Origin of the sequence: Streptomyces sp. NPDC092369, from assembly GCF_044755245.1 — a bacterium.
Taxonomy (GTDB): Bacteria; Actinomycetota; Actinomycetes; order Streptomycetales; family Streptomycetaceae; genus Streptomyces.
Genome location: NZ_JBIVQP010000003.1, coordinates 111,591 through 133,912, shown reverse-complemented (window position 1 = coordinate 133,912; position 22,322 = coordinate 111,591). Strand labels below are relative to the sequence as shown.

The 22,322-nt window shown below is 71.7% G+C and carries 14 protein-coding genes; 1 reads left to right on the top strand and 13 read right to left on the bottom strand.

Features of this window, described 5'->3' with window-relative positions; genetic code table 11:
- Positions 1-73: 73 nt before the first annotated feature.
- From ACIQI8_RS17500 to ACIQI8_RS17475, 6 genes are all read right to left on the bottom strand, one after another.
- Positions 74-6,292, bottom strand: a complete 6,219-nt coding sequence (locus tag ACIQI8_RS17500; protein ID WP_402353963.1) for a DNRLRE domain-containing protein — start codon at positions 6,290-6,292, stop codon at positions 74-76.
- Positions 6,293-6,530: 238 nt separating this feature from the next.
- Positions 6,531-7,070 carry an FMN-binding protein gene (locus tag ACIQI8_RS17495; protein ID WP_402350797.1) on the bottom strand — a complete coding sequence of 180 codons (540 nt, stop codon included), beginning with the start codon at positions 7,068-7,070 and terminating at the stop codon, positions 6,531-6,533.
- A 17-nt stretch (positions 7,071-7,087) separates the two neighbouring features.
- Positions 7,088-8,527, bottom strand: a complete 1,440-nt coding sequence (locus ACIQI8_RS17490) for a ferric reductase-like transmembrane domain-containing protein (protein WP_402350794.1) — start codon at positions 8,525-8,527, stop codon at positions 7,088-7,090.
- Positions 8,524-9,411, bottom strand: coding sequence for an FAD:protein FMN transferase (locus ACIQI8_RS17485; protein ID WP_402350791.1), 888 nt, complete (start codon positions 9,409-9,411; stop codon positions 8,524-8,526). Before ACIQI8_RS17485 ends, ACIQI8_RS17490 begins: the two co-directional genes overlap by 4 nt.
- A gap of 101 nt (positions 9,412-9,512) precedes the next feature.
- On the bottom strand, positions 9,513-11,081 hold the full coding sequence (locus tag ACIQI8_RS17480; protein WP_402350788.1) for a sensor histidine kinase: 1,569 nt from the start codon (positions 11,079-11,081) through the stop codon (positions 9,513-9,515).
- Positions 11,082-11,112: 31 nt separating this feature from the next.
- Positions 11,113-11,865, bottom strand: a complete 753-nt coding sequence (locus tag ACIQI8_RS17475; RefSeq protein ID WP_402350786.1) for a response regulator transcription factor — start codon at positions 11,863-11,865, stop codon at positions 11,113-11,115.
- Positions 11,866-12,147: 282 nt separating this feature from the next.
- Between ACIQI8_RS17475 and ACIQI8_RS17470 the strand changes: the two genes are divergently transcribed.
- A complete protein-coding gene (locus ACIQI8_RS17470) occupies positions 12,148-14,139 on the top strand; it encodes a glycosyltransferase family 39 protein (RefSeq protein WP_402350783.1) in 1,992 nt (663 codons plus the stop codon).
- A 47-nt stretch (positions 14,140-14,186) separates the two neighbouring features.
- On the opposite strand, the gene ACIQI8_RS17465 is transcribed toward ACIQI8_RS17470, so the two are convergent.
- The 7 genes from ACIQI8_RS17465 to ACIQI8_RS17435 all read right to left on the bottom strand — a co-directional run bounded on the left by ACIQI8_RS17465 (position 14,187) and on the right by ACIQI8_RS17435 (position 22,307).
- Positions 14,187-14,846, bottom strand: coding sequence for a YceI family protein (locus ACIQI8_RS17465; RefSeq protein WP_402350780.1), 660 nt, complete (start codon positions 14,844-14,846; stop codon positions 14,187-14,189).
- A gap of 132 nt (positions 14,847-14,978) precedes the next feature.
- Entirely contained in the window at positions 14,979-16,682 is a 1,704-nt protein-coding gene (locus tag ACIQI8_RS17460) for an NADase-type glycan-binding domain-containing protein (protein WP_402350777.1), read from the bottom strand.
- Positions 16,679-17,245, bottom strand: coding sequence for a phage tail protein (locus tag ACIQI8_RS17455; protein ID WP_402350774.1), 567 nt, complete (start codon positions 17,243-17,245; stop codon positions 16,679-16,681). The genes ACIQI8_RS17460 and ACIQI8_RS17455 overlap by 4 nt, the downstream gene beginning before the upstream one ends.
- Positions 17,245-19,206 carry a putative baseplate assembly protein gene (locus ACIQI8_RS17450; RefSeq protein ID WP_123997419.1) on the bottom strand — a complete coding sequence of 654 codons (1,962 nt, stop codon included), beginning with the start codon at positions 19,204-19,206 and terminating at the stop codon, positions 17,245-17,247. Before ACIQI8_RS17450 ends, ACIQI8_RS17455 begins: the two co-directional genes overlap by 1 nt.
- Entirely contained in the window at positions 19,206-19,649 is a 444-nt protein-coding gene (locus ACIQI8_RS17445) for a GPW/gp25 family protein (protein ID WP_402350771.1), read from the bottom strand. Before ACIQI8_RS17445 ends, ACIQI8_RS17450 begins: the two co-directional genes overlap by 1 nt.
- A 31-nt stretch (positions 19,650-19,680) precedes the next feature.
- Positions 19,681-21,585 (bottom strand): VgrG-related protein, encoded by a 1,905-nt coding sequence (locus ACIQI8_RS17440; RefSeq protein ID WP_401722914.1) that lies wholly within the window; start codon positions 21,583-21,585, stop codon positions 19,681-19,683.
- Complete coding sequence (locus ACIQI8_RS17435; RefSeq protein ID WP_402350767.1) at positions 21,585-22,307, bottom strand: peptidase M23; 723 nt, start codon at positions 22,305-22,307, stop codon at positions 21,585-21,587. The genes ACIQI8_RS17440 and ACIQI8_RS17435 overlap by 1 nt, the downstream gene beginning before the upstream one ends.
- Between the last annotated feature and the right edge of the window lie 15 nt (positions 22,308-22,322).

The window sequence follows — 22,322 nt, the reverse complement described above, 5'->3', positions numbered from 1 at the left end:
CCGGGCGCGGTCCCGTAGGGGATGACCGCGCCCGGCTTCGTCGATCGTTCAGATCACTGCGTGGTGCCTGCGGCTAGCCCCAGAGGTAGCCGTACCGGAACAGGTAGCTGCCCACCTGGTAGAGATACTGGAACAGCAGTCCTCGGTTCAGCCAGTACCGGGTCGTTCTGCGGTTCCAGCTGCTGCTCTCGAAGATCCGGGCCACGCGGTTGTTGTGCTGGTCCACCTTGGTGTCGCAGCGTCCGCGCCGGGGGCACCTCTCCCCCCACTCGTGGGCGTTGCCGATCCGCTCGGCGGCGTTCCAGCCGAAGAAGTACGTCAGGCTGGCCTGCCAGATGAAGTGCCGGATGGCGTTGCGCCGGCCGTGGTTGCCCTTGATGTTCCAGGACAGGATGCCGGACAGGTACATCACGAAGATGCAGTTCGAGTAGCCCAGGCTCCAGCAGGCCTTGGCCTCGTGACACTCCTTGCCGCACCGTCCGTCGAGGTCGTAGTTGTTGACGGGGTCGCCGTTGCCGTACTCGTAGGCGTTGGCGCTGCCGCCGTGGACCGGGTCGGTGGACAGGAAGCGGCCGGTGGTGGGGTCGTAGAGCCGCGCTCCCATGAGGGTGAGACCGGTGACGGTCTCGTCGGAGCGCTGTTTGCCGCCCAGCCACGCGTAGCGTGCGGACGGTTGGCCCGCCCTGGGGTTGCCGTACTCGTCGGCGTCCAGGACGGTCGGCGCGACCGAGGCGTCGGCGGGCAGCCGCAGGGTGATGTCCCCGTGCAGGTTGGCCAGTTGCAGGACCACTCCGCCGGTCTTGGTGGTGGTGGCGGCGAGGTTGCCGTCGGCGCCGTCGATGGTGCGGGTGACGGTGCCGGCCGTGTCCTCGGTGATCCACCGGGGACTGTCCTCGTCCGAGCCGTAGTGGTTGACCTTGGACCCGGTCTGGGTCCAGGTGCCCGAGGCGTTGCTCTCGGTGGTCCAGGCCCGCAGGCGCAGGGTGGAGTCCAGCGTCCAGGTCTGCCGGCGAGTGCCGGCGGTCTGCTGCTGGACCATGTCGTTGGCGAAGTAGGCCAGCGTGGTGCCGGGCCGGGCGGTGGTGCGGCCGAAGGCGTCGTAGACGTAGCCGGAGTTCACCAGCCGGTCGGCGGTGTCGTAGGTGTAGTTCGTCGTGGTGGCGCCGGACGTGGTGCAGTCGTTGCCGACCGTCCCGGTGGCGGTCGCCAGGGACTTGCGGTTGCTGTTCTTGTCGTAGGTGTAGGTGCGGGTGGTGCAGTAGGCGTCGGTGCTGGTGTCCTGGACCTGGGTGAGGCGGCCCGCCGCGTCGTAGGCGTAGGCCTGGGACGCGGTGACGCCGGGCGTGCCGGTGTGTGTGGCCCGCTGGCCGTGCACGGTCAGGGTGATGCTGTCGGAGACCAGGACGGTGCCGTCCGACGTGCGGGTGTAGACCCGGCTGGTCATCGTTCCCGTCGGGTCGGCGGTCTGGGTCATGGTGTAACCGCCGGGCAGCGTCTGGCTGGTGACGGCGCCGTCGGCGTCGTAGCGCGCCGCGAACGTCCCGGCCACGGAGTCGGTGACGGAGGTGACCAGGCCCCGCGGGTCGATCGTCGTGTCGTAGGTGTAGCTGGTCGTGGACGGGACGCTGTCGGTCACCGTGAGCGGCCGGTCCAGGGCGTCGTACGACGTCGTGGTGGTGGCGCCGTCGGCGTCCGCGTAGGTGATGTCCCGGCCGAGCGCGTCGTACGTCTTGGCGATGGTGCCGCCGTCCGTCGACGTGTCCTTCAGCGGAAGGCCGGTGGCGGAGTCGTACGTCGTGGTGCCCGCCGGTACCGCGGCGCCCAGTCCGCCGGTGGTGGTGAGCGTGGTCGACCGGCCCGCGGCGTCGAAACCGGACGTGGTGGTGCGGGTGACGCCGTTGGCCGTCTCGGTCACCTTCGTGGCCTGGCCGTAGAGGCCGTACTCGAAGGTCTTGGTGGCACGGCCGGTCGGGTTGCTCCCACCGCCGCTGATCGCGGCCGCGGGTGCGGTCTGGCAGACGAGGTCGGCCCATTCGGGCCGGTTCCCGCACGTGCCGGTGCCATCACCGGTGTAGTAGGTGGTCCTGGTGGTGCCGGCGTCACTCCCGCTCGATGCGGGCAGGGCCGTGGCCGAGACGCGGCTCTGGGTGTCGTACGAGGTCGTGGCGGCGAGGCCCAGACCGCCCGGGTCCTGAGTGGTGCCGGTGGGCTGGCCCTTGGTCCAGTCGATGGTGTTGGTGGTGACCCGGGGATCGGCCAGCAGGGTCGGCCAGGACCGTGGCTGCGCGCCCTCGGTGACCTTGGTGACCTGGTCCTCGACGGTCGCCGTCCCGTCGGTGGGACGGCCTGTGTCGTACTCCTGGACGGTGTGCGTCCGCGCCGCGAGGGCGCTTCCCGCGACGGCGAGCGTGGTGGTGCCGTTGACCAGCTTCGCGGCCAGCGTGATCTGGTGGAGCGGGCCGTAGGTGTCGGTCTCGCGGACGCCGTCGGCGCTGTAGACCGAGACGGTGGACAGCAGTTGGGCGCGTTCCGCCGAGGCCAGGGCGTTGATGCCCAGCCCGGTGAGCTGGGCGCGCTGTGCGGCGGTGCCGCCGAGCGCCAGTTCACGGTCGGCCGCCGTCAGCGAGCGGACCGTGTTCCCGAACCCGTCGTACTCGGTGACCGAGATGCGGTGACCGGGCACGGCCAGGTCGACCTCGCGGCCGGACGCGTCCAGGTAGTGGATGGTCGCCCGCTGGTAGCCGGTCGAGGCGAGGGCGGGTCCCTCGTGGCCCGAGGGCACCTGGTCGGCCGGGAAGACGGCGGTGCCGTCCGTGGGCAGGTCGCTCTGCCCCCAGGACGCGGTGGCGGTCGCGCCGAGGTTCTCCGGCGCGGAGCCGCCGCTGAGCGGGACGCCGTAGACGATGTTCGTCTCGCCGGTGCCGTTGGTCTGGGTGGCGCTGCCCGGGGTGAGCGTGGGCCGGGACACCTTCAGCAGCATGCCCGGTCCCGCCGAGGCGTTGGAGCCCGCCTGACCGTAGGAGAAGCTCCACGGCAACTGCCCGGGGGGCGTCTGGGTGGTGACCCGTCCCGCGGAGTCGTAGCCGTACGTGGTCTTGAGCGCCGGCGAGATCCGCGGGTCCCAGGCCTCGACGAGGCGTCCGGAGCCGTCGTAGCGGAAGGCCGACACGTTGGTGGCGGTCGCGGCCGTGGCCCCGGGCGCGGTGGCCCACAGCCGGATGCCCGAGACCTGGTCCTTCACGTCACCGGCCGCCGAGGACGTCGCGGTGGTGGCCGTCGCGTAGACGAACTCCAGGACGCGGCAGCCCTTGGTCGACGGGGTGGTCCGGCAGGTCGCGGCCGGGACGGCGGAGGTGTTCGCGATCAGGTACTTGGGCCGGGCGGTCTGCGTCCCGCCGACGGTGACCGGCTCGGAAACGGTCGTGGTGGTCGAGTCCGCGACACCGTCGGTGTACGAGGTGCTCGCCTGCCAGGTGGTGCTGGTCGACGTCGTACGCACGAAGGTGGTGGCCTGGCCGTCGCTGCTCTCGATGGTGAACCCGCCGGAGAAGGCACCGGTGAGCGTGTAGTCCTCCGAGCCGGGCTCGGGCGTCCAGCCCGTGCCGTCCGCGGTCGCCGTGAAGCGGATCTCGGAGCCGTCGCCGGCCGTGACCGCGCTCAGCGAGGTGGCCGAGGTCTTGCTCAGGTACGAGAACGGTGTGTCCACCTGGTCGGAGGCCGCGCCGTACACCCACTCCTTGCCGAAGATGGGCGCCTGGCCGTCGTCGGCGCCCGCCTGGGGCGACCGGGAGGAGGCCGCGCGGTCCACCGTCAGGCCGAAGAAGGAGGCGTCGGTGGCCGACAGGCCGTAGTCACCGGTGAGCAGGTTGAGCTTGCCGGGTCCCACGTCCGAGGTGGCGGCGCCGTCCGCGGCACGGTCCACCACGACACTGATCGGGTCGGACGAGGCCGCGGCCCCGGAGCCGGTGAAGTCGGCCCGCAACTGGACGTCCCCGTCGGGATTGACCGTCGAGGTCGCGTTCCAGGTGAGCTGGGCGCTCTTGCCCGAGGTGAGCGGGGCCGGCCAGGAGGACAGGGGCTGACCGCCCACGGTCACGTCCGCGGCGGGCACCGGGGTCCACGCGTCGGCGTCGCCGCGCCGCCAGTCGAAGGAGACGCCGGAGTACTTGCCACTGTCCGCCTCGGCGGTCAGCGGCACCCGGGCCGCGGTACGGGTTCCGCTGCGCGGGCTGGTGACTCCGCCCGGACCGACGTGGAAGGTGTACACGACCGGGTCGGACTTGTTCTCCGCCTTGTCGGTGGTGCGCACCGAGAGGATGTTGGTCCCCGCGGTGTCGGGCGTGAGGGTGAGCTTCACCGGGGTCGTGGTGCCGCCGGTGGGCACGGTGGTCCAGCTGACGCCGTCGAGCGACCACTCGATGCCGTTCTGGTCGCCGGAGGGCGGAGTGACGGTGAACACGCCTGGCTGGCCCACGCCCTTGACCCACTGGGCGGACGGGTAGTCGGTGGAGGTCACCGAGGCCGGCGCCGAGGGGGCGGAGGTGTCGACCGTGAAGGTCTCGTACGCCGACCACGCGTTGTTGTAGTGCGTGCCGTCGTAGGGGTTGGTGCGGAACTTGTACGTCTTGCCGTTCTGCAGCACCCCGGCCGGCACGGTCACCGACGCGGGCTGCCCGCTGGGCACGTACGGCGACACGAGGTAGGAGCCGACCTGCGCGCCGGTGGCCGCGTCGTCGATCTCGAAGGTGCCGTCGACGGTGTCGTTGTTGACGTCGACGAAGGTGTCACGCAGCGTCGGCGTGGTGGTGCCGACGTACCAGGCGCCGTCGGTGCCCTTGAAGAAGGGCGGCCCCGCCTGCCGGTCGGTGCCGGTCTTGGGGCGGTAGTTGTAGGTGACGGTCAGCTTGGGCGGATTGGTGGCGGCGTTCGCGGAGTTGACCCGCTTCCACTGGGCGAGCACCGACTCGTCAGCGGCACGCAGGCCCATGTGGCTGCTGGTGTTCTTGGCCGAGGCCCACTCCTGCACCAGCGTGGTCACGTCCGCGTTGATCCAGCCGTCCGGCTGGGCGGCGCACTCGGGGCTGCCGGTGGTCTCGGTCGAGGTGGCCTTCGTCGCGATCCACGAGGGCTGCGCGGTCCAGCGGGAGGAGGTGGAGGCCGCGCCGGCCGACCCGACCTCCCACGGGTAGGCCTTGCAGTCGGTGTTGCCCGAGTGGAAGTTCCACAGGCTCAGCTTGGCGTCGGCGACCAGGGCGTCCTGGATCGGGGTGGTGTTCCAGGAGATGAAGGAGCGCGCGAGGCGCGGGGTGCCGTTGGAGTTCGTGGTGCCCGGGTTGCCCAGGTCGAGCTCGGTGTCGGTCGACCAGTCGACGGTCTCGCCCTGCTGGACGTAGGTGTCGAAGACGTTGGACAACGCGGACGTGGACGGGTCGACGGTGACCGGGTAGGTGGTGTGCGGGTCGGCGAGGAACTTCGCGTCAGGGGTGACGACCAGGTCGACGGAGGAACCCTTCTGCACGACCTTCAGGCCGACCTTCGCCCGGTGGGTGTGCTCTCCGGACCGACTGTCGACGGAGGCGTCCCACATCGTTGGCGCGGGCATGACAGCCCGTTTTCTGTTGCTGCCGTCCGTGAACAGGACGCTGCCGTTGGGCAGTTGCCTCGCCTTGAGGCCCTTGGCCCGCAACGGGAGGGTGTAGGAGTAACCCCCGGTGTCGGGGCGCTCGTTGACCCGGACGAACTGCTCGAAGCCCGTCCGTGTGGCCTCCACGACCACGTCCGCGCCGGGAACGGCGTCGACGTACTCCGCGCGCGTCCCCTTCAGCTTCGGCTTCGGCAGGCCGCCCTTCCACTGGAGGGTGATCCGCCGGTCGCCGCCGCCCAGCGTCACCAGGTTCGTGGCCTTGGCCTTGCGGGCCGCCTGCCACGAGGTGGCCGGGGTTCCGGTGCCGCTCGCCAGCCGGAGCCCGTCCGGATGCGCCTTGGGCTCGACCGTCCCGTCGGCGGCCCGCGCCAGGTCCAGGTCGACGGTGCGCCACTTTCCGGTGGTGTCGTCCTTGAACCGGACGGGTCCCGCGGTGAGTTCGGTGGTGAGCGAACCGTCCTTGTTCACCCAGGTCGTGGAGGTCTCCGTGCGCTCGGACAGGGCCTCCACCCGCTTGCCGGACAGACGTGCCGCCACGCGTGCGGACGGGATGTCCGCGGCCTGCGTGGCCGCCGCCTTCTGCGGGGCCTTGGCGGTCCCGGCGCCTGCCGGTGCGGGTGCCGCGGCGGCGTACGTGCCGTCGAGCATCGCGAGGGCCAGGGCCAGCGAGACGGTGCCGGCTGTCAAGCGTCTTCGGCCCAAGGACTTTCGGAGCACAGGCTTACGAAGCAATGCACTTCCCCCGTTGCGTTCTGTGACGAGGCGTCACATCTGTGATGGCCTTGTGAAGTTACTTGACGCTTAAAGGTGGCAAACAGCGCCAAGAAAGATCAAAAGGGAAGTGCTTCTGGCATGGGCCAGGCATCCTTTGCCGATTCTTGGGGGCCTAGCCGAAAGCCCCGTGATCCCCGAAGCCGCCCCCGTGTCCGCGTTCCTCCGATTCCGTCGGTGCCGTGGTCGGGGCCGTCGAGCCGTCCGCCGCCTTGAAGCCCGCCTTGTCCAGGGCCGACTGGAGGGACGCGGCGTAGCTCTGGCTGGTGTAGGTCGCGCCGCTGACCGTGTCGATCGCGGCGCTCTGCTTGGCCAGCGCGCTCTCCCGCAGGGCCGGTGCGGCTCCGTTGCTGATCTGCACGGACTGCGGTTCGTTGGCGGGGAGTTGGAGCGTCTTCACGTCGGTGATCCTGCCCGCCTTGATGGTCACCTGGACCTGGGTATTGCCGAACTGGGTGCTGATCGCGGCGCCGGTCGCGGTCGTGGTGGAGCCGCTCTTGGAGACCGTCGCGTCCTGGCTCGACGACGACGAAGACGAAGACGAGGACGAGGAGGAGGACGACGCGATGGTCGGGGTGATCTCGTGGGGCTTGAACATCAGCACCCCGGTGGTGCCGATGACGGTCGTGACCAGGACGATCGGGGCACGTCGCATGGGATTCTCCAAGGGTTTCAGAACGCGAAGTCCTCGTGGTGGATGTGGGCGGCCGGCACCCCGGCGTCCCGCGCGGCGGTGACGATCCGCCGCGTGAACTCGTCGGGGCCGCAGACGAAGACGTCCCGGCCGGCGATGTCGGGGACCAGGGTGTGCAGGGACGGCGCGTCCAGGCGGAGCGTGTCTCGTGGGCCGGTGAGGGTGTGGAGCAGACCCCGGCGTTTGGCGAGAAGGCGCTCGAACTCGTCGAGGTGGGCGATGTCCTCGGAGCGCCTGCCGCGCAGCAGGACGACCACGTGGGTGTCCCGGGGCAGATCGTCGAGGAGGGCGCGGATCGGGGTCGTGCCCACGCCGGCGCCGACGAGCAGGACGTTACGGGACCGCCGCGCGTCGGCGGTGAAGACGCCGTACGGGCCCTCGAACGCCACCCTGGTGCCTGGGGTCAGGCAGGACAGGGCAGTGCTGTGGTCGCCCAACTCCTTGACCGTGATGCGGAGATGACCCGCCTGGGGCGTGGCCGAGAGGGAGTAGGGGTGGGCCTGCCACCACAACTCCCGGCGCAGGAACCGCCACATCATGAACTGGCCGCCGGCCGTGGGCAGTTTCTCCAGACGCCGTCCGCTGAGGACGATCGACCAGGTGCGGGGGCCCACCGGCGCGATCTGGGCCACGCGCAGGTCGTGGCGGACGGACCGGTACAGCGGGAGACCGACCCGGAAGAGGAGTACGACGATCAGGGCGCTCACCCACAGCGAGGTCCACCATGCCGTGGCCAGGGGGTGCCCCACGAACGGGGCGCCCGTGTCGATCTGGTGGGTGAAGGAGAGACCCAGACCCAGGTAGGTGTAGAGGTGGACGGCCCACCAGGTCTCGTACCTCATCCGGTGTCGCGCCCGTCGGTAGGAGGTGACCCCGGCGGCCAGCAACAGGGCGCTGCCGACGGTGGCCGACAGGATTCCGGCGTAGCTCCACAGGAGTTGGCCGATCTCCGCGAGGAGGCCCGTCTTCGCGGCGCGTGCGTAGCCGACGGTGATCAGGACCGCGTGGGCCAGGAGCAAGTGCAGGCCCCAGGGGGCGAGTCGGCGGTGCCAGAGGATCAACCGGTCCTGGCCCAGGGCGCGTTCGAGGGGCGGGATGCGGGCCGAGAGCAGGACGACGACGACCATGGCGTAGCCGCTGAGCATCCCCGTGACACGGCCGAGCGCGGTGGCGATGCCACCCGGGGCCTGCAACGCGCTGGCGGTCTGCGAACTGATGCCCAGGGCAAGGGAGATGCCCAGGCCGAGACCCGCGGCGGCGGCCAGGGCGTCGACGACGAACGGGCAGCGCCGGGCGGGGAACCTCCGGGGCGCCCGTACGACACGCCGTGCCGACGGCGGGACGGACGGCGGGGGCCAGTTGCGCGGCCGCACGGGCGGCTTCGGCGGGGGCTGCTGGGAGAGGTGGGGCGCGGTCATCGTGACTCCTCCACGGGATCGGCCAGGGGGAAGCCCGGGGTGAGATGGACGCGTTCGTCGTCCGTGATCGTCATCGCCTCGTAGCCGTCGAGGGTCAGCGTCCAGTCGGCGGCCCGGCGGCCCATGGCGAAGGCCGCCGTCGCGTACGCGTCCGCGGTGCCCAGGTCGGGACCGCAGACCGTGACCGACAGCAGCCCGGTCGGGGCGGAGCCCGTGTGGGGGTCGATGATGTGCGCGCCGCGCTCGTACGTTCCCGAGGTCGCCACCGCGAGGTCGCCTGCCTGCACCACCGCGGCCAACGCGCCGCGGTCCTTGGGGTGTTGGACGCCGATCCGCCAGGGCAGACCGTCCTGGCGGAATTCCTGGTCGCCCTCGCCGCCCCGGCCGCCCCGGACTCCGCGGACTCCCCGACATCCCCGGCTCACGACATCGCCGCCGGCCGTCAGACAGAAGTCGGTCAGGCCCCTGGCCGTCAACGCCTCCGCCGCCCGCTGCACCGACCAGCCCTTCACCAGGGCGGACGGGTCCAGGACGCCCGTGGCCCAGGCGTCGAAGTACCCGTCCGTGGCACGGCGGAGTTCCGCGCACCTGTCGAGCACCCACGTCACCTCGGCGCCCGCGTTCTCCGGCGGCAACTCCCCGCGGTCGATGCGGCAGACGGCACTGTCCGGCTTGTACGTGCTGAAGAGGGCGTCGACCTCGTGCAGCCAGCGCACCGCACTGGCGGCGCCCGCGGCGGCCTCCTTCGGGTCGCAGTCGCGCAGGTCGAGGGAGACCGCGGTGCCCATGACGTGCTCGACGTGGACGTACCGAGCAGGCAGATCGGTCGCAAAGACGGCATGGCCTTCGACGCCGCTCACTGCACTGCTGTGAACGCTGCTCATGAGGCTCCTCGGACGCGGAAGCGGTGGGCTGCCCTCACCTTCCTCAGCGGACCTCTCAGTTCCCTCTCAGACCAGGCCGGATACGGGCCCCGCGGCCTCTTTTAAAGAGGAATCTCAGGCAGCAGCACCGTGAACACCGTCGAACCCGGGACGCTCTCGAAGGTCAGCGTGCCTCCGTGGGCCACCACGACGGCCGCCGCGATGGACAGACCGAGCCCGGCACCCGCCCCGCGCGTCCCCGTGCCGGGATGCCGGCGGTCGGCCCGGGTGAAGCGTTCGAAGAGCGTCGGCCGGAGCTCGGACGGAATCCCGGGGCCGTCGTCCGCGACGGACACCCGACACCACCCCGGCCCGCTCGGCCCTGGCGCCCTCGACCCCGGCTCGCTCGGCCCCGGCCCCCTCCGCTCCGGCCCGCTCCGCGCCACCCGCACGGTCACCAGCGTGCCCGCCGGGGTGTGCAGCCGGGCGTTGGCCAGGAGGTTGGTCAGCACCTGCGCAAGGCGGTGGGCGTCGCCGGTGACGGTGACGGGCGTCTCGGGCAGATCGAGCACCCAGTCGTGGTCGGGGCTCGCCGCTCGGGCGTCGTCCGCGCAGTCGATGACCAGGCGGGTCACGTCGACCCGGTCGCGCTGCAGGGGCCGGCCCGCGTCGAGGCGGGCGAGCAGCAGCAGGTCGTCGACCATGGCACTCATCCGGGCCGCCTCGGCGGCCACCCGGTCCAGGGCCCGCTCGACCTTGGCCGGGACCGGTCCGGGGTGGCGCAGGGCGAGTTCGGCGTGGCCACGGATCGAGGCGACAGGGGTACGCAGTTCATGGCTGGCGTCGGCGGCGAAGCTCCGTAGCCGCTCCTCGCTGGTGTGGCGTTTGGCCAGCGCCTCCTGGACGTGGCCGAGCATGCGGTCGAGCGCGGCGGCCACCTGACCGGCCTCGCTGCGCGGATCGCCCGCCGCAGTCGGGCCCGGCAGGGTCACCTCGCCGCTGTCCAGCTTCAGCGCGGCGACGGCCGCCGCGGTGTCCGTCACCCGCCGCAGCGGGTGCAGCGAGTGGCGTACCCACAGGGCACCGGCGACCCCGGTGATCACCAGTGCCCCGCCGAAGACCAGGGAACAGACCAGTGCGAGGCGCCGGACCGTCTCCTGGAGCGGCGCCAAGGGCAGGCCGCTGACCAGGACGTCGTCGTCCTTTCCCGTGCAGGCGTACACGCGGTAGGCGCCCAGGGACGAGAACGCGACGCTGTGGGCCTTTCCGTCGGTGGGGATGGCGTTGAGCGTCGCCGCGTCGGCCGCGTCGAGGGTCACGGCGGTGCCCCGGTTGGCCCGGACCACGGCGGCATCGGTGACCTGTCCGTCGTCGAGACGCGCCCCGAAGGTACCGATGCTCTGCCCCCGGGTGTCGGCACGCCAACGGGCCGCGAGGTCGCCGTAGTCGATGTCCCCGCCCCTCTGTTGCTGGGTGTCCGCGGACTGCCGCAGCGAGGAGGGGAACAGGCAGCCGGAGTCGGCCAGTTGGTGATCGAGTTGGTCGGTGAGGTAGCTGCGCAGGGCGACGACGCTCGCCACCCCGACGGTCGCGCAGCTCAGTGCGAGCAGGACGACGAGACCCCAGGTGAGCTTCGCGCGCAGGGTGCGGGGGCGCAGCCGGTCCAGCCGGGCACGCGGCGCCGCGTTCATGAGGCAGCCGCAGTGATGAGGCGGGGGCCGGTCATGAGGTGGGGGGCTTGAGGACGTAGCCGACACCGCGCACGGTGTGGATCATGGGCGGTCGGCCGGCGTCCACCTTCTTGCGCAGATACGAGATGTACAGCTCGACCACGTGCGCGTGGTGGCCGTAGTCGTAGGACCAGATCCGCTCCAGGATCAGCGTTTTGCTGAGCACCTGGCGCGGGTGGTTCATCAGTAGTCTGAGCAGCGCGTACTCGGTGGGGGACAGGGCGATGACCTCGCCGGCCCGGGTGACCTCGTGGGCGTCCTCGTCGAGGACCAGGTCGCCGACGGTCAGCGCGGTCTCGCCCGCGCTCCTGCGGGTCATGCCCGCCCGGCGCAGCAGGCCGTGCAGCCGGGCGGTGACCTCGTCCAGGCTGAACGGCTTGGTGACGTAGTCGTCGCCGCCCGCCCGGATCCCGGCGACCCGGTCCTCGACGGCGTCCCGCGCGGTGAGGAACAGCACGCACACGGTGGGGAGTTCGGCGCGGATCTCGCGCAGCACGGTGAGCCCGTCGGCGTCGGGCAGCATCACGTCGAGGATCACCGCGTCCGGCCGGAACTCGGCCGTGGCCCGCACCGCCGACGCCCGATCCGCGGCGGGGCGCGCGTGGTAGCCCTCGTAGGCCAGCGCGCCGCACAGCACCTCGGTGAGATCCGGCTCGTCGTCGACCACGAGCACCCGGACACGCGAGCCGTCGGGGCGGACCAGGGGATGCGCCGGGGCGGCGGGGTCCGTAGGGCGTGAAGTCACCGTGACATCACACCGCCCGAATCTGAGATTCGCCTGAGATGTACGGGCCCGGAGTGCGGGTGGGGAGCGGCGCGCCGGGCCGCCGACCCCGCGGGGGCCCGCTGTCCTTACTGGTCAGCGGCAGCGCGCGGCCTCCGGGAGACCCGCTCGCGCACCTCGCCTCGGCCCGGCGCTGAGAGCGGGCTGAGAAGTCGGCCGTGCAGGGTGACGGCCGCACCGAGGACGGACTTCGACGTCCCGACGGCCCCCACAGTGCCTCACCCGGCCCCCACGAGGAGAGACATGACCACGCTCAACCCCTCAGTCCTTGAGGGCCCCTTGCCACCCCGAGCCGCCACCGCCACCGACCGCACCGCGAGTCCGCCATGGGAACGGCCCGCGTTCTGGGCCCTGTTGGTCGTCGCGGCGATCGCCTTTCTCTGGGACCTGGGCGCGTCCGGCTACGGCAACGAGTTCTACTCGGCGGCCGTGCAGGCGGGTGGCGAGAGCTGGAAGGCCGCGTTCTTCGGGGCGTCGGACGCCGGGAACTCGATCACCGTCGACAAGCCGCCGGTCGCGTTGTGGCCGATGGACCTCTCCGTACGGCTCTTCGGAGTCGGGTCCTGGCAGATCCTCGCCCCCGAGGCGCTCACGGGCGTCGCCACGGTCGGTGTGCTGTACGCGGCGGTACGGCGACTGTACGGACCGGCAGCCGGGCTGCTGGCCGGCGCACTGCTCGCGCTGACGCCCGTCGCGGCGCTGATGTTCCGCTTCAACAACCCCGACGCGCTGCTGGCCCTGCTCATGGTGTGCGCGCTGTACTGCTTCCAACGCGCCCTGGAAGGACACCGGGTGGCCCGCTGGATGGTGCTGACCGGGGTCTGCTTCGGTCTCGCCTTCCTGGTCAAGACGCTCCAGGCGTGGCTGATCCTGCCGGCGCTGACGGCGGTCTACCTGGTGTGCGCGGCACAGCCCGTCACCAGGCGGATCGGTCATGTCCTGCTGGCAGGGGCCGCGATCGTGGTCAGCGCCGGCTGGTGGGTGGCCCTGGTCGAGCTCTGGCCGGCCGACTCCCGCCCGTACGTGGGCGGTTCCACGAACAACAGCTTCCTGGACCTGACCCTCGGCTACAACGGGCTCGGGCGCATCACCGGAGACGAGGCCAAGGGGGGCGCGGGCGGGGGCGGTTCGGTGTCGAGCGGCGCGCTTGGAGGGGGCAGTGTGCCGGGCGGCGGAGGCGGTGCCGGCGGTCGTGGCGGCGAGGGCGGCATCACGCGCATGTTCGACAGTGCGCTCGGCGGTCAGATCTCCTGGCTGCTGCCCGCCGCGCTGATCCTTCTGGTCGCCGCGCTGGTGGTCACCCGCCGCGCCGCCCGAACCGACCCGCACCGCGCGGGATTTCTGGCCTGGGGCGGAGCGCTGCTGTGCACCGCGGTGACCTTCAGCTTCATGTCCGGGATCTTCCACGAGTACTACACCGTCGCGCTCGCGCCGTACGTCGCCGCGCTGGTCGCCATGGGTACGGTCCTGCTGTGGCGGCTGCGGGGCCGCGCCGTCGCGGCGGTGGTCCTGGCGGTGACGGTCGCGGTGACGGCGGTGTGGGCGTTCGTGCTGCTCGGCCGCGTGGACGGCTGGACCGCCCAACTGCGCTGGCCGGTCCTCGTGGTTGGGCTCCTGGCCGCGGTCGGGTTGGCGCTCGTGCGGCTCCTCCCGCGCCGCCTGGCCCTCGGGGCGACCGGTCTCGCACTGGCCGCCGTACTCGCCGGACCCGCGTCCTACACCTGGGCCACGGTCACCACGGCCCATACCGGGCAGACCCCGCTCGCGGGCCCCGCCTCGGCCGCCGACGCGCAGGGCCACGGCGGCCCCACCGGGGGAGGCACGGGACGCGCGGGCGGCACGGGAAAGGGCGGTGCCGGCCGGCTGGGCGGCATCGACGCCGTCACGCCTCAACTGCGCGCCACGCTGGTCGAGAACGCCCAGGACTACACCTGGGTCGCCGCGACCGTCGCCTCGGACAACCAGACCTGGCTCCAACTCGCCACCGGACGACCGGTCATGCCCATCGGCGGCTTCAGCGGCGGGGACCCGGCACCGACGCTCGCCCGGTTCCAGCAGTACGTCGCCGACGGGAAGATCCACTACTTCGTGGCCCAGGGCGGCGAGGAGGGCGGCTTCGCCCGCGACGGCGAGGACAGCACCGGTGCGCAGATCTCGGCCTGGGTGACGGCGTCCTTCACCGCGCGGACAGTGGGCTCGACGGTCGTCTACGACCTGACCGCGCCCAAGAGTTGACGCCCAGGGGGTGGCGCCCAGGAGTCGACGCCCCGGAGTCGAGCGGTTCAGTCGTTGGGTACGGTCCGGATGGCGGCGATGTCGAACTGGAGCCGGACCTTCTCGCTCACCATCGCGCCGCCCTCCGCGAGCCGGGCGTTGTAGGCGAGCCCCCATTCGGAGCGGTTGATGGTGGTCGTGCCGTCGAATCCCACCCGGTCGTATCCGAAAGGGTCGGTGACGTGTCCTATGTAGGTGAGTTCCAGGTCCACGGGACGGGTGCGGTTCTTGATGGTGAGGTCGCCGGTCATGCGGTAGACGTCGTCACCCGCGAGCCGAACGGCCGTACTGACGAAGCGCATGCGCGGATAGTTCCTGGCGTCCAGGAAGTCACGGCCGACGAGATGGGCGTCGCGCTGTTCGACGCCGGTGTCGACGGACGCGGTGGACAGGACGATCTCGGCGCGTGAGCGGGAGGGGTCGCGACCGTCGAAGTGGAGCCGGCTGTCGTACTCGGTGAAGGCTCCGCGCACGGTCGTCACCAGGGCGTGGCGCACGGAGAAGCCGATACGGCTGTGCGCGGGGTCGATCAGCCAGTCGCCGGTCAGGCCGGCCAGACCGGGGTCCAAGCGGGCGGCGGGGGCGAAGGCAGGGGGTTCGGTGGGGGGTTGGAGGTCCGTGGGGGGTGCCGGGCGGCGCAGGGACGCAGCACGGTTGAACAGGTTCATGATCCAACTTGTTACGTCACGGCAGTGATCGCCGCAAGGGTTCCACGGGCCCCGCGGTGGCGTATGAACCTATCCACACGCCACCGCCACGAATCTCCCTCGTAGTCCGGCTACTTGTGCCGATCGCCGGTATCAGCCGGAGTTCGCGTTCGACGGGCCGAAGAACTCGATTTCGGCGATGGCCACCTGCTTGGTCGAGGAGATCAGGTACGCCGACTCGATGGTGAAGCGGACCTTGGTGACCTCGCCGACCCGGAAGGCCCGGCGCTGGGCGCCCGCGCCCTGGTCGAGGGTGAGTTCACGCTTGGTCGTCCTGCCGTTGGCCAGCGTGATGGTGGCCTCGATGCGGTGCGGCAGGGCCGACTGGGAGAGCTGGTCGGCGCGGGCGGAGACGCCGGGCGTGATGAGCAGGTCGAGCAGCCGGGTCGGTTCCTCGAACTTCGCCTCGATCCACTCGCCTCGGCCCGACGCCGACACCCCCGGTCCCCACCAGGTGTCGTTGAGCTTGTCGAAGGCCAGCGCCGGCTTGTGGCCCGGGTAGGACCGGGAGGCGCTGACGCTGTCGGGGGCCACCTGCGCGCGCTTGGCGAAGTGGTCGCGGGTGGCCTGGATGCCCTTGGGAATGCTGAACGCCAGCCAGATCAGCAGCGCCAGCACGACCGCGGCCGTGAGCCAGGTCAGCACGCGGTCGAAGGCGCGGCGCAGTCTCGGCCGGTCGCCGGCCCACGGGGTCTGGCGGTTCCGGAAGCCCAACAGCCGCCGCCACCAGGGCAGTCGACCCGGCAGCGGCCCCTCGCCGGCCATCGGCATCGCGCACCGGGCGCAGTAGTGTCGCTCGGGCCGGTTGCGCGTGGCACACCAGGGACACGGCGTCCCCCCGTGCGCCCCGAGCTCCTCACCGGGCGCCCGCACGGTCTGCGGCCGCTGCGGCGCGGGCCGTCCGGGCAGCACCGGCGCGACGGCGGGCTCGGCCGCGGGGCGGGGCTGCGGGTCGTTGACCGGCACGAGCAACTGCCGGGCGCGGTGGGCCATGTCGTCGTGGTACGCGGGGTCCTCGGGGGGCGGGGCCGCCGGAAAGACAGTCGGAGTCGGAACCGTCCCCGCCGCGGCGGACACCGGTTCGTTGGGGAGGGTGTCGTCATCCGTGGGCGGGACATTGGGGTACGGGTCGGAGGGGGACTGGGGGGCGGCGTGAGAGGGGGTGGGTGACGGAGTGGCGGGGTGCGAGGGGGAAGGGGACGGGCTGGCGGGGTGCGCGGCCGAGGGGGACGGGCCCGCGGAGGCGTTCGCGGCCACCGGCGCGCCATCGGCATCGGCCGCGGCGGCCGGCGTACCGGAGGCCAACAGCTCCTCCCGGGCGCTGCGGACCAGCCCGGCACTCCCGTCCGACCGAGCGAAGGCGTCCCACCCGGGGTCACCGGACCCTCCGGGCCCGCCCGATCCACCGGGCCCACCGGACGAGGAACCGCCCGCCCCGGCAGAGGACGCGGCCCCGGTGGAGGACGCGGCGAAGGCGGCCTCGTCCGACCCGCGGCCCGAGGCGTCCCCGCCCTGAACGGAGCCGTTCCCGTTCCGGCCGGTCGTTCCCGAACTGCCGGCGGAGGCACCGGTGTTCCTGTCGACTGCCTCCCCGTCACGACCGGAGTCGTCCGTGCCCCCGCCGGAGGCGCCGGCGTTCCGCCCGGAGGCACGCGCACTCTCGCCGGAGGCTCCCGCACTCCCGCCGGAGGCACTCCCGCGATCCGTCCAGCTCAGCACCGCCCCGCAGGCGTCGCAGAACGACTGGCCCGGTTCCGCGCGGGTGCCGCATTCGGCGCAGTTCTGGGTGGTCGTCATCTCTGCTGAGTCCTTTCGGCGGGGTCGCCTGCGGTCACTTGGACCGTGTACGGCATGTGAGCGGGGCGAGCGGCCGCCACGAGGGCGTCCAGGCGGTGGTGGTCCGCCGAAGTCGGGGAGGGCAGGCGGAGGTGGACGTGGAGGCGGGGGCGTGCCTCGCCGGGGACCGGGCCGAGGGGGCGTGCGCTCCAGGCCGCCGCGCCGCTCTCCGTGATCTCCGGCGCGACGCCGAACGCCAGACGTACCGCTTCGGTGAGACCGCGCACGGTGCCGCGTACCCGGTGCAGGTACGCGGCGGCGGCGACGGCCGTGCGCAGCAGGGCCTCCGGTTCGGTGCCGTCGGTCTCGGCGCCCACCCAACTCCCCAGCCACTGGGTGAAGTCGAGCGGTGCGAGGGACGGGCGGAAGTACGTGTCGAGGCAGTCCAGCGTGTTGTGGATCGGGGCCACCACCTCGTCCAGGCCGCCGACGAAGCGCTGCGCGAGGTCGTCGTCGGCGAACACGGCCGGCAGCATCATGCCGATCGGCGCGGACGACTCCAGGCCGTCGATGGAACCTCTCATCAGTTGCCGTCCCCGATCACCCGGACGCGATGGTCGAACGAGAACACCAGCGAGGGCGCCGACAGATCGATCCGGTCCGTCGCCTCGCCGCGCTTGCCCGTCAGCGGGTCGGCCGGGTGCAGGGTCACCTCGTCGACCAGTTCCACCCCGGGTACGCGCTGCAGCACCGCGAACACCTCGCCGGACTGCACGGGCCGCCCGAACGGCCAACCGGTGCCGTTCGCCCCACCGGTGAGCGGGTCGAGGTGCCGGTACAGCGCGTCGTGGGCCTCGCGCCGCACCTTGTCGGTGTCGACGCCCCGGAAGGCGTGCACGGTGGCGACCACGGTCACGCCCTGGTAGTACGGCGGCCCGACCGCCAACCTCGTCCCGATCAGGCGCCGTTCGTCGAGGTGCCGGGTGATGCGGTCCAACAGGGCGTCACCGGGCACCAGTTGCTCGAAGCGCAGTCGGCCGCCGGGGTCCGCCACCGCCTGCGGCACCACCAACACCCGTACCGCGTACGCCCCGTGCTCGCCCTCCGCGCCCTCCAGGCAGGTGATGCGCGCGGTCTCGGGAGCAGCGCGGCGCGCCAGCTCCTCGTAGTCCCTGAGCGTCACCGCCCGTTCCTGCGCGCGCAGCGTGATCGGCGCCCGGACCTTGGCCTCCTGGACCGTCTCGCCGTCCACCCCGCCGCGCGCGGCCTCGCGGTTGACGACCTCGGAGACGTACGGGATGGAGGTGCGCAGGATCTGTACGGCACCCCGCGCCACGTTGCCCGAACGACCGCCGCCGGTGCGGTAGCGGCGGGCCCGGATCGGCGAGCCCTTGGGGGCGACCGTGCCGTACTGCCGCAGGGAACCGTCGGGTTCGCGCACGGCGGGACCGAACGCGATCTCGCCGCTCGTCGCGTCGACGACGATGTGCCGGTCGTCAGGACCGGAGTCCGCGAAGTGCGGTACGACCCGCCAGTCCGTCCAGCCGTCGTGCTCGGCGGTCTGCAGCAGCACCGGCGGATCGTCGCCGACCACGGGCGCGTGCGCCAGCCGCAGCCGCTGCCCCGGCAGCCCGGTGGACTCGCCGAGCGCCTCGTCGTACACCGCTTCGGCGTGTACGGCCGCGGTGGTGCCACCGATGGTGAAGGCCTCGGCGGCGCGGATGGTGGGGGAGGTGGTGTAGAAGGGCTGGCCGGGGCCGGGTTCGGTGACCCGGCAGCGCAGCCAGCCGGCCTCCTGGCCGGCGTTGCGGGACAGGACGTGCCCACTGGGGATGTGCAGCACCACTTCCCCCGGCCGGTTGAGACCACCCGTGCCGTCCCGGTCGACCTCGCACAGCTGCCAGCCGTCCGCGGTCCACGCCTCCCACACCAGCGGCGGCTGCCGCGGGTCCACGCCGACGCCGTCCACCCGGCTGTCCAGGTCCAGCGCGACCGCGCAGTGCGGCACCGCGTTGGTCAGGCCGAGCAGCATGCAGTCACCTGGGTCCGGGGACTCGGAGAAGCACAGCAGGTCCCGGTCCTCGACGGCCAGGTCGGGTGTCCGGTCCACCGCCGGCTCGCCGCGGTGCTGCACCAGCAAGTGGCTCAACTCGCACGGCACGACCGTCAGTTGGCGCTCGGTGGCGAAGACGACCGCCTCCTCGCTCTCGGTGCGCATGGTCGCCACCTCGGTGCCCACCGGCACCGGGATCGCCTCCTCCTGCGGCGCCGACAGCCAGAACGTCACGTCCGTGCGCGCGGCCGACGGCGGGAACAGCGTGATCCCCACCAGGTCCAGGAACGCCAGATGGTTCTTCTCCGGCACCCGGTTGAGCCGGTAGACGATCTGGTCGGCCATGTGGGCGACCGTCTCGACGAGGGTGACGCCCGGGTCGGAGACGTTGTGGTCGGTCCACTCCGGGGCGCGCTGCTGGATGTAGCGCTTGGCGTCGTCGACGAACTGCTGGAAGCGGCGGTCGTCGAGGTTGGGTGAGGGCAGGGCCATCAGAGGTCGCTTTCAAGGGAGGTGCCCGCGCCGGGGCCGGCGTCGGGCTCCTCGTGGGACGGAATGACGTAGAACGGGAAGACCAGGCTGCGCGGGTTGTTGGTGCCGCGGATCGAGTACCGGACGTCGATGTAGAGCACGCTCTGGTCGCCGCCGGCCGTGACCTCGACGTCCTCGACCTCGATCCGCGGCTCCCAGCGGTCCAGGCTGATGTGCACCTCGTGCTGGATGCGGCCCGCGGTCTGCTCGTTGACCGGCGCGAACACCAGGTCGTGGATCGCGCAGCCGAAGTCGGGCCGCATCGGCCGCTCACCCGGCGCGGTCGACAGGACCAGGCGGATCGCCTCCTCGACCTCCCGCTCGCCGCTGACCAGCGCGATCCCGCCGGTCGGCCCGATCCGCAGCGGGAACGACCAACCGGACCCGACGAACTGCTCCGCCATCAACAACGCACCTGCCTTCCAGGGAAACGGCTCACGGAACCATCGGCACGGGGATGGTGGTGACCCCGAACACCGGGGACATGACCATCGTGGTCGGCGCCTTGATCGTCGTGTTGACGGCCGAGGTGACCTGCACGGTGCCCACGCCGGTGAGGCTCGCGGCACCCAGCGCGTTGAGGTTCAGGGCGCCCGCCGCGTTCAGGCCGATCACACCCGCGGACCGCATGTTGACCACACCGCCGCCCTGGATGTTGAGCGGCCCGCCGCTCTTGATGGTCAGCGCCCGCCGCGCGCTCAACGTGAGGTCGGTGCCTGCCTCCACCGACACCGACCGGCTGCCCTTGATGGTGACCGAGCCCTTGCTGTCCACGGTGATCTCGGTCTTCGTCCGGTCCAGGAAGACGGTCAGCATCTTGTCGCCGGAGATCAGCCGCACGCCCTGCTTGCGCATGCCGGTCTTCTGGCTGAGCAGGTCGAGCCGGTTGCCGTCCCGGTCGGAGACGGTGTGCCGGCTCGCCTTCTTGCGCACGGTGTCGTGCAGCGGCACATCGCTCACGACGGTCGGCTTGTCCCGCCCGTTGTAGAGCCCGCCGATCACGAACGGATGGTCGAGTGCCCCCCGGTCGAAGGCGACCAGCACCTCGTCGTTGACGTCCAACGGGAAGATGCCACCCCCGCCCAGGCCGCCCATCTGCACGGTCCGCGTCCAGTCGCTGACGTAGGTGTCGTCCAGCCACGGGAACTGCAGCCGCACCCGGCCCTGCTTGAGCGGGTCGTTGACGTCGGTCACCAGCGCGTTGGCCACACTCGGCAGCCGCGGCGAGGTGTCCGCGCCGCCCGAGGCAAGGCCGTACAGCGAACGCCACTGCCGGCCGCTGACCGTCACCCACGCCTCGTAGTGCTTGCCGTCGCCGAACACGTGCCGCACGGACGTGACCGTGTACTTGCCCTCGAAAGGCACGCCGACGTCGGCGAGCGCGACCGGAACTCCCGGGCGCAGCTTGGGATTTCCGCGCGCGACGACCTCCAGCTCGGCGAAGGACCCGGTGACGTCGTCGGCGAGGGCGTCGGCCGCGAACTTCACCTCGTTCTGCTTGTCGTAGGGCGTGCCCGTCTCGACCAGCTTGGCCGTCTTGAACTTCCCGGCCGCCGCGCCCGGAGTGGTGCCGATGGTGATGCCCGGGTTGGAGGTCGCGGGCGAGGTGGCGGTGAGCTTCTTCTTCGTCGTCACGTCCCAGCCGCGCGCCTCGACCTTGCCGACCTGGTCGGCGGCGGTGGCGGCGGCCCGCAGCCGCAGGATGTCGTGCCCGGCCTGCAGCACGAACGGGCTCTTGTCGCCGTCGGTGTTCGGCGAGGGCGCGCCCGAGGCCGACTTGGGCTTCACGAACTGGAACTTGCCGTCCGCGTCGACGGACATGACCATCTCGTTCTCGTCGGCGAGGCGCGAGAGGAAGTCCCAGTCGGTGACGTTGGACTGGCTGATGAACTCGTAGACCGTCTTCGTCGACTCGATCTTCCCGATCGGCACGCCGTCCTGGCCCGCCAGCTTGCGGGCGATGTCGGAGGCGCTCTGATTGCGGTACGCGGCCACCCGGCGCTGGCGCAGCATGCGGTGCCCGAGGTCGTAGCCGCGCACGACGGTGTAGCTGCCGGTGCCGTCGTAGTCGGCCTCAAGTCCCGTGACCTCACCGGTCAGCAGCGGATCGCCGGCCCCCTCGCCGTCGGCCACCGGCGCGAACACCACCTTGGTGCCGAAGGTGATGTTCAGCTTGCCCAGCAGCAGCCGGTAGGGGTCGCGGAAGGTGAGCCGGAACGCGGCCGGGACGCCGACGCCCTGATCGACGTAACTCTCCACCAGGTCGGGGGCGAACTCGGGGGGCAGCTTGGCGCCGCCGATCTTCACGTCGACGACGTTGGAGTACGCGGACTGCACCATCAGCTACGCACCTCCTCGGCGGCCGGCAGCACGAGTTCGATGCCGGTGGGCAGGTGGCGAGGGTCGTCGATGCCGTTGATCTCGGCGATGGACCGCCACGCGCCCGCGTTCCCGTACTCCCTCCAGGCCAGCGACTGAAGGGAGTCACCCGCGACAACCCGGTGCACGCGCTGGGCCGTCAGCGCGCCCGACGTCGGGTTCTGCCCCTTCGTCTTGCTGGGGATCTCGTGCAGTTGGAGCCGGCAGGTCGCGCGAATGGGCACGCCCGTCGTCGAGAACAGCGTGTAGTTGGCCTCCGCCGAGCTGACGTACGCCGTGAACCGGGCCGTCGCGAACGACCCCCACTGGAAGACGACCCACGGCGGCGAAGGCTGCTTGGCGGCGATGGACTTGGTCGTCACCTCGCAGCACGACAACAGCGACTCGACCTTCTTCATGACGGTGTTGCTGGTCGGCTCGTCGGAGGAGTCGAGGAAGATCTCGACGCTCATCTCGCGCGGCTCCGAACCCATGAACTCCGGTAGCGGGCCGTCCCGTTCGATCTGCGCGGGGGTGACCTTCCACTGGGCGCGGCGGGTCAGCGACAGCTGCGCCGGGTTGAAGTCGAAGCCGAACGTCTTGATGATCCCGCCGGGCGCCCTGCTCTTGCCCTTCGGCGGTTCGTGGATCGCGAGCGTGGCGTGTACGAGGCTCTTGCCCGCGCCCTTGCTGCCCTTCGCCATGTCTCCCGCTCCCCG

What these genes read in the sequence shown, in the direction of transcription:
- ACIQI8_RS17500 (WP_402353963.1), bottom strand. Translation starts at nt 6,292, where the DNA reads ATGCTCGACGGCACGTACGCCGCCGCGGCACCCGCACCGGCAGGCGCC.
- ACIQI8_RS17495 (WP_402350797.1), bottom strand. Translation starts at nt 7,070, where the DNA reads ATGCGACGTGCCCCGATCGTCCTGGTCACGACCGTCATCGGCACCACC.
- ACIQI8_RS17490 (WP_402350794.1), bottom strand. Translation starts at nt 8,527, where the DNA reads ATGACCGCGCCCCACCTCTCCCAGCAGCCCCCGCCGAAGCCGCCCGTG.
- ACIQI8_RS17485 (WP_402350791.1), bottom strand. Translation starts at nt 9,411, where the DNA reads ATGAGCAGCGTTCACAGCAGTGCAGTGAGCGGCGTCGAAGGCCATGCC.
- ACIQI8_RS17480 (WP_402350788.1), bottom strand. Translation starts at nt 11,081, where the DNA reads ATGAACGCGGCGCCGCGTGCCCGGCTGGACCGGCTGCGCCCCCGCACC.
- ACIQI8_RS17470 (WP_402350783.1), top strand. Translation starts at nt 12,148, where the DNA reads ATGACCACGCTCAACCCCTCAGTCCTTGAGGGCCCCTTGCCACCCCGA.
- ACIQI8_RS17465 (WP_402350780.1), bottom strand. Translation starts at nt 14,846, where the DNA reads ATGAACCTGTTCAACCGTGCTGCGTCCCTGCGCCGCCCGGCACCCCCC.
- ACIQI8_RS17460 (WP_402350777.1), bottom strand. Translation starts at nt 16,682, where the DNA reads ATGACGACCACCCAGAACTGCGCCGAATGCGGCACCCGCGCGGAACCG.
- ACIQI8_RS17455 (WP_402350774.1), bottom strand. Translation starts at nt 17,245, where the DNA reads ATGAGAGGTTCCATCGACGGCCTGGAGTCGTCCGCGCCGATCGGCATG.
- ACIQI8_RS17450 (WP_123997419.1), bottom strand. Translation starts at nt 19,206, where the DNA reads ATGGCCCTGCCCTCACCCAACCTCGACGACCGCCGCTTCCAGCAGTTC.
- ACIQI8_RS17445 (WP_402350771.1), bottom strand. Translation starts at nt 19,649, where the DNA reads ATGGCGGAGCAGTTCGTCGGGTCCGGTTGGTCGTTCCCGCTGCGGATC.
- ACIQI8_RS17440 (WP_401722914.1), bottom strand. Translation starts at nt 21,585, where the DNA reads ATGGTGCAGTCCGCGTACTCCAACGTCGTCGACGTGAAGATCGGCGGC.
- ACIQI8_RS17435 (WP_402350767.1), bottom strand. Translation starts at nt 22,307, where the DNA reads ATGGCGAAGGGCAGCAAGGGCGCGGGCAAGAGCCTCGTACACGCCACG.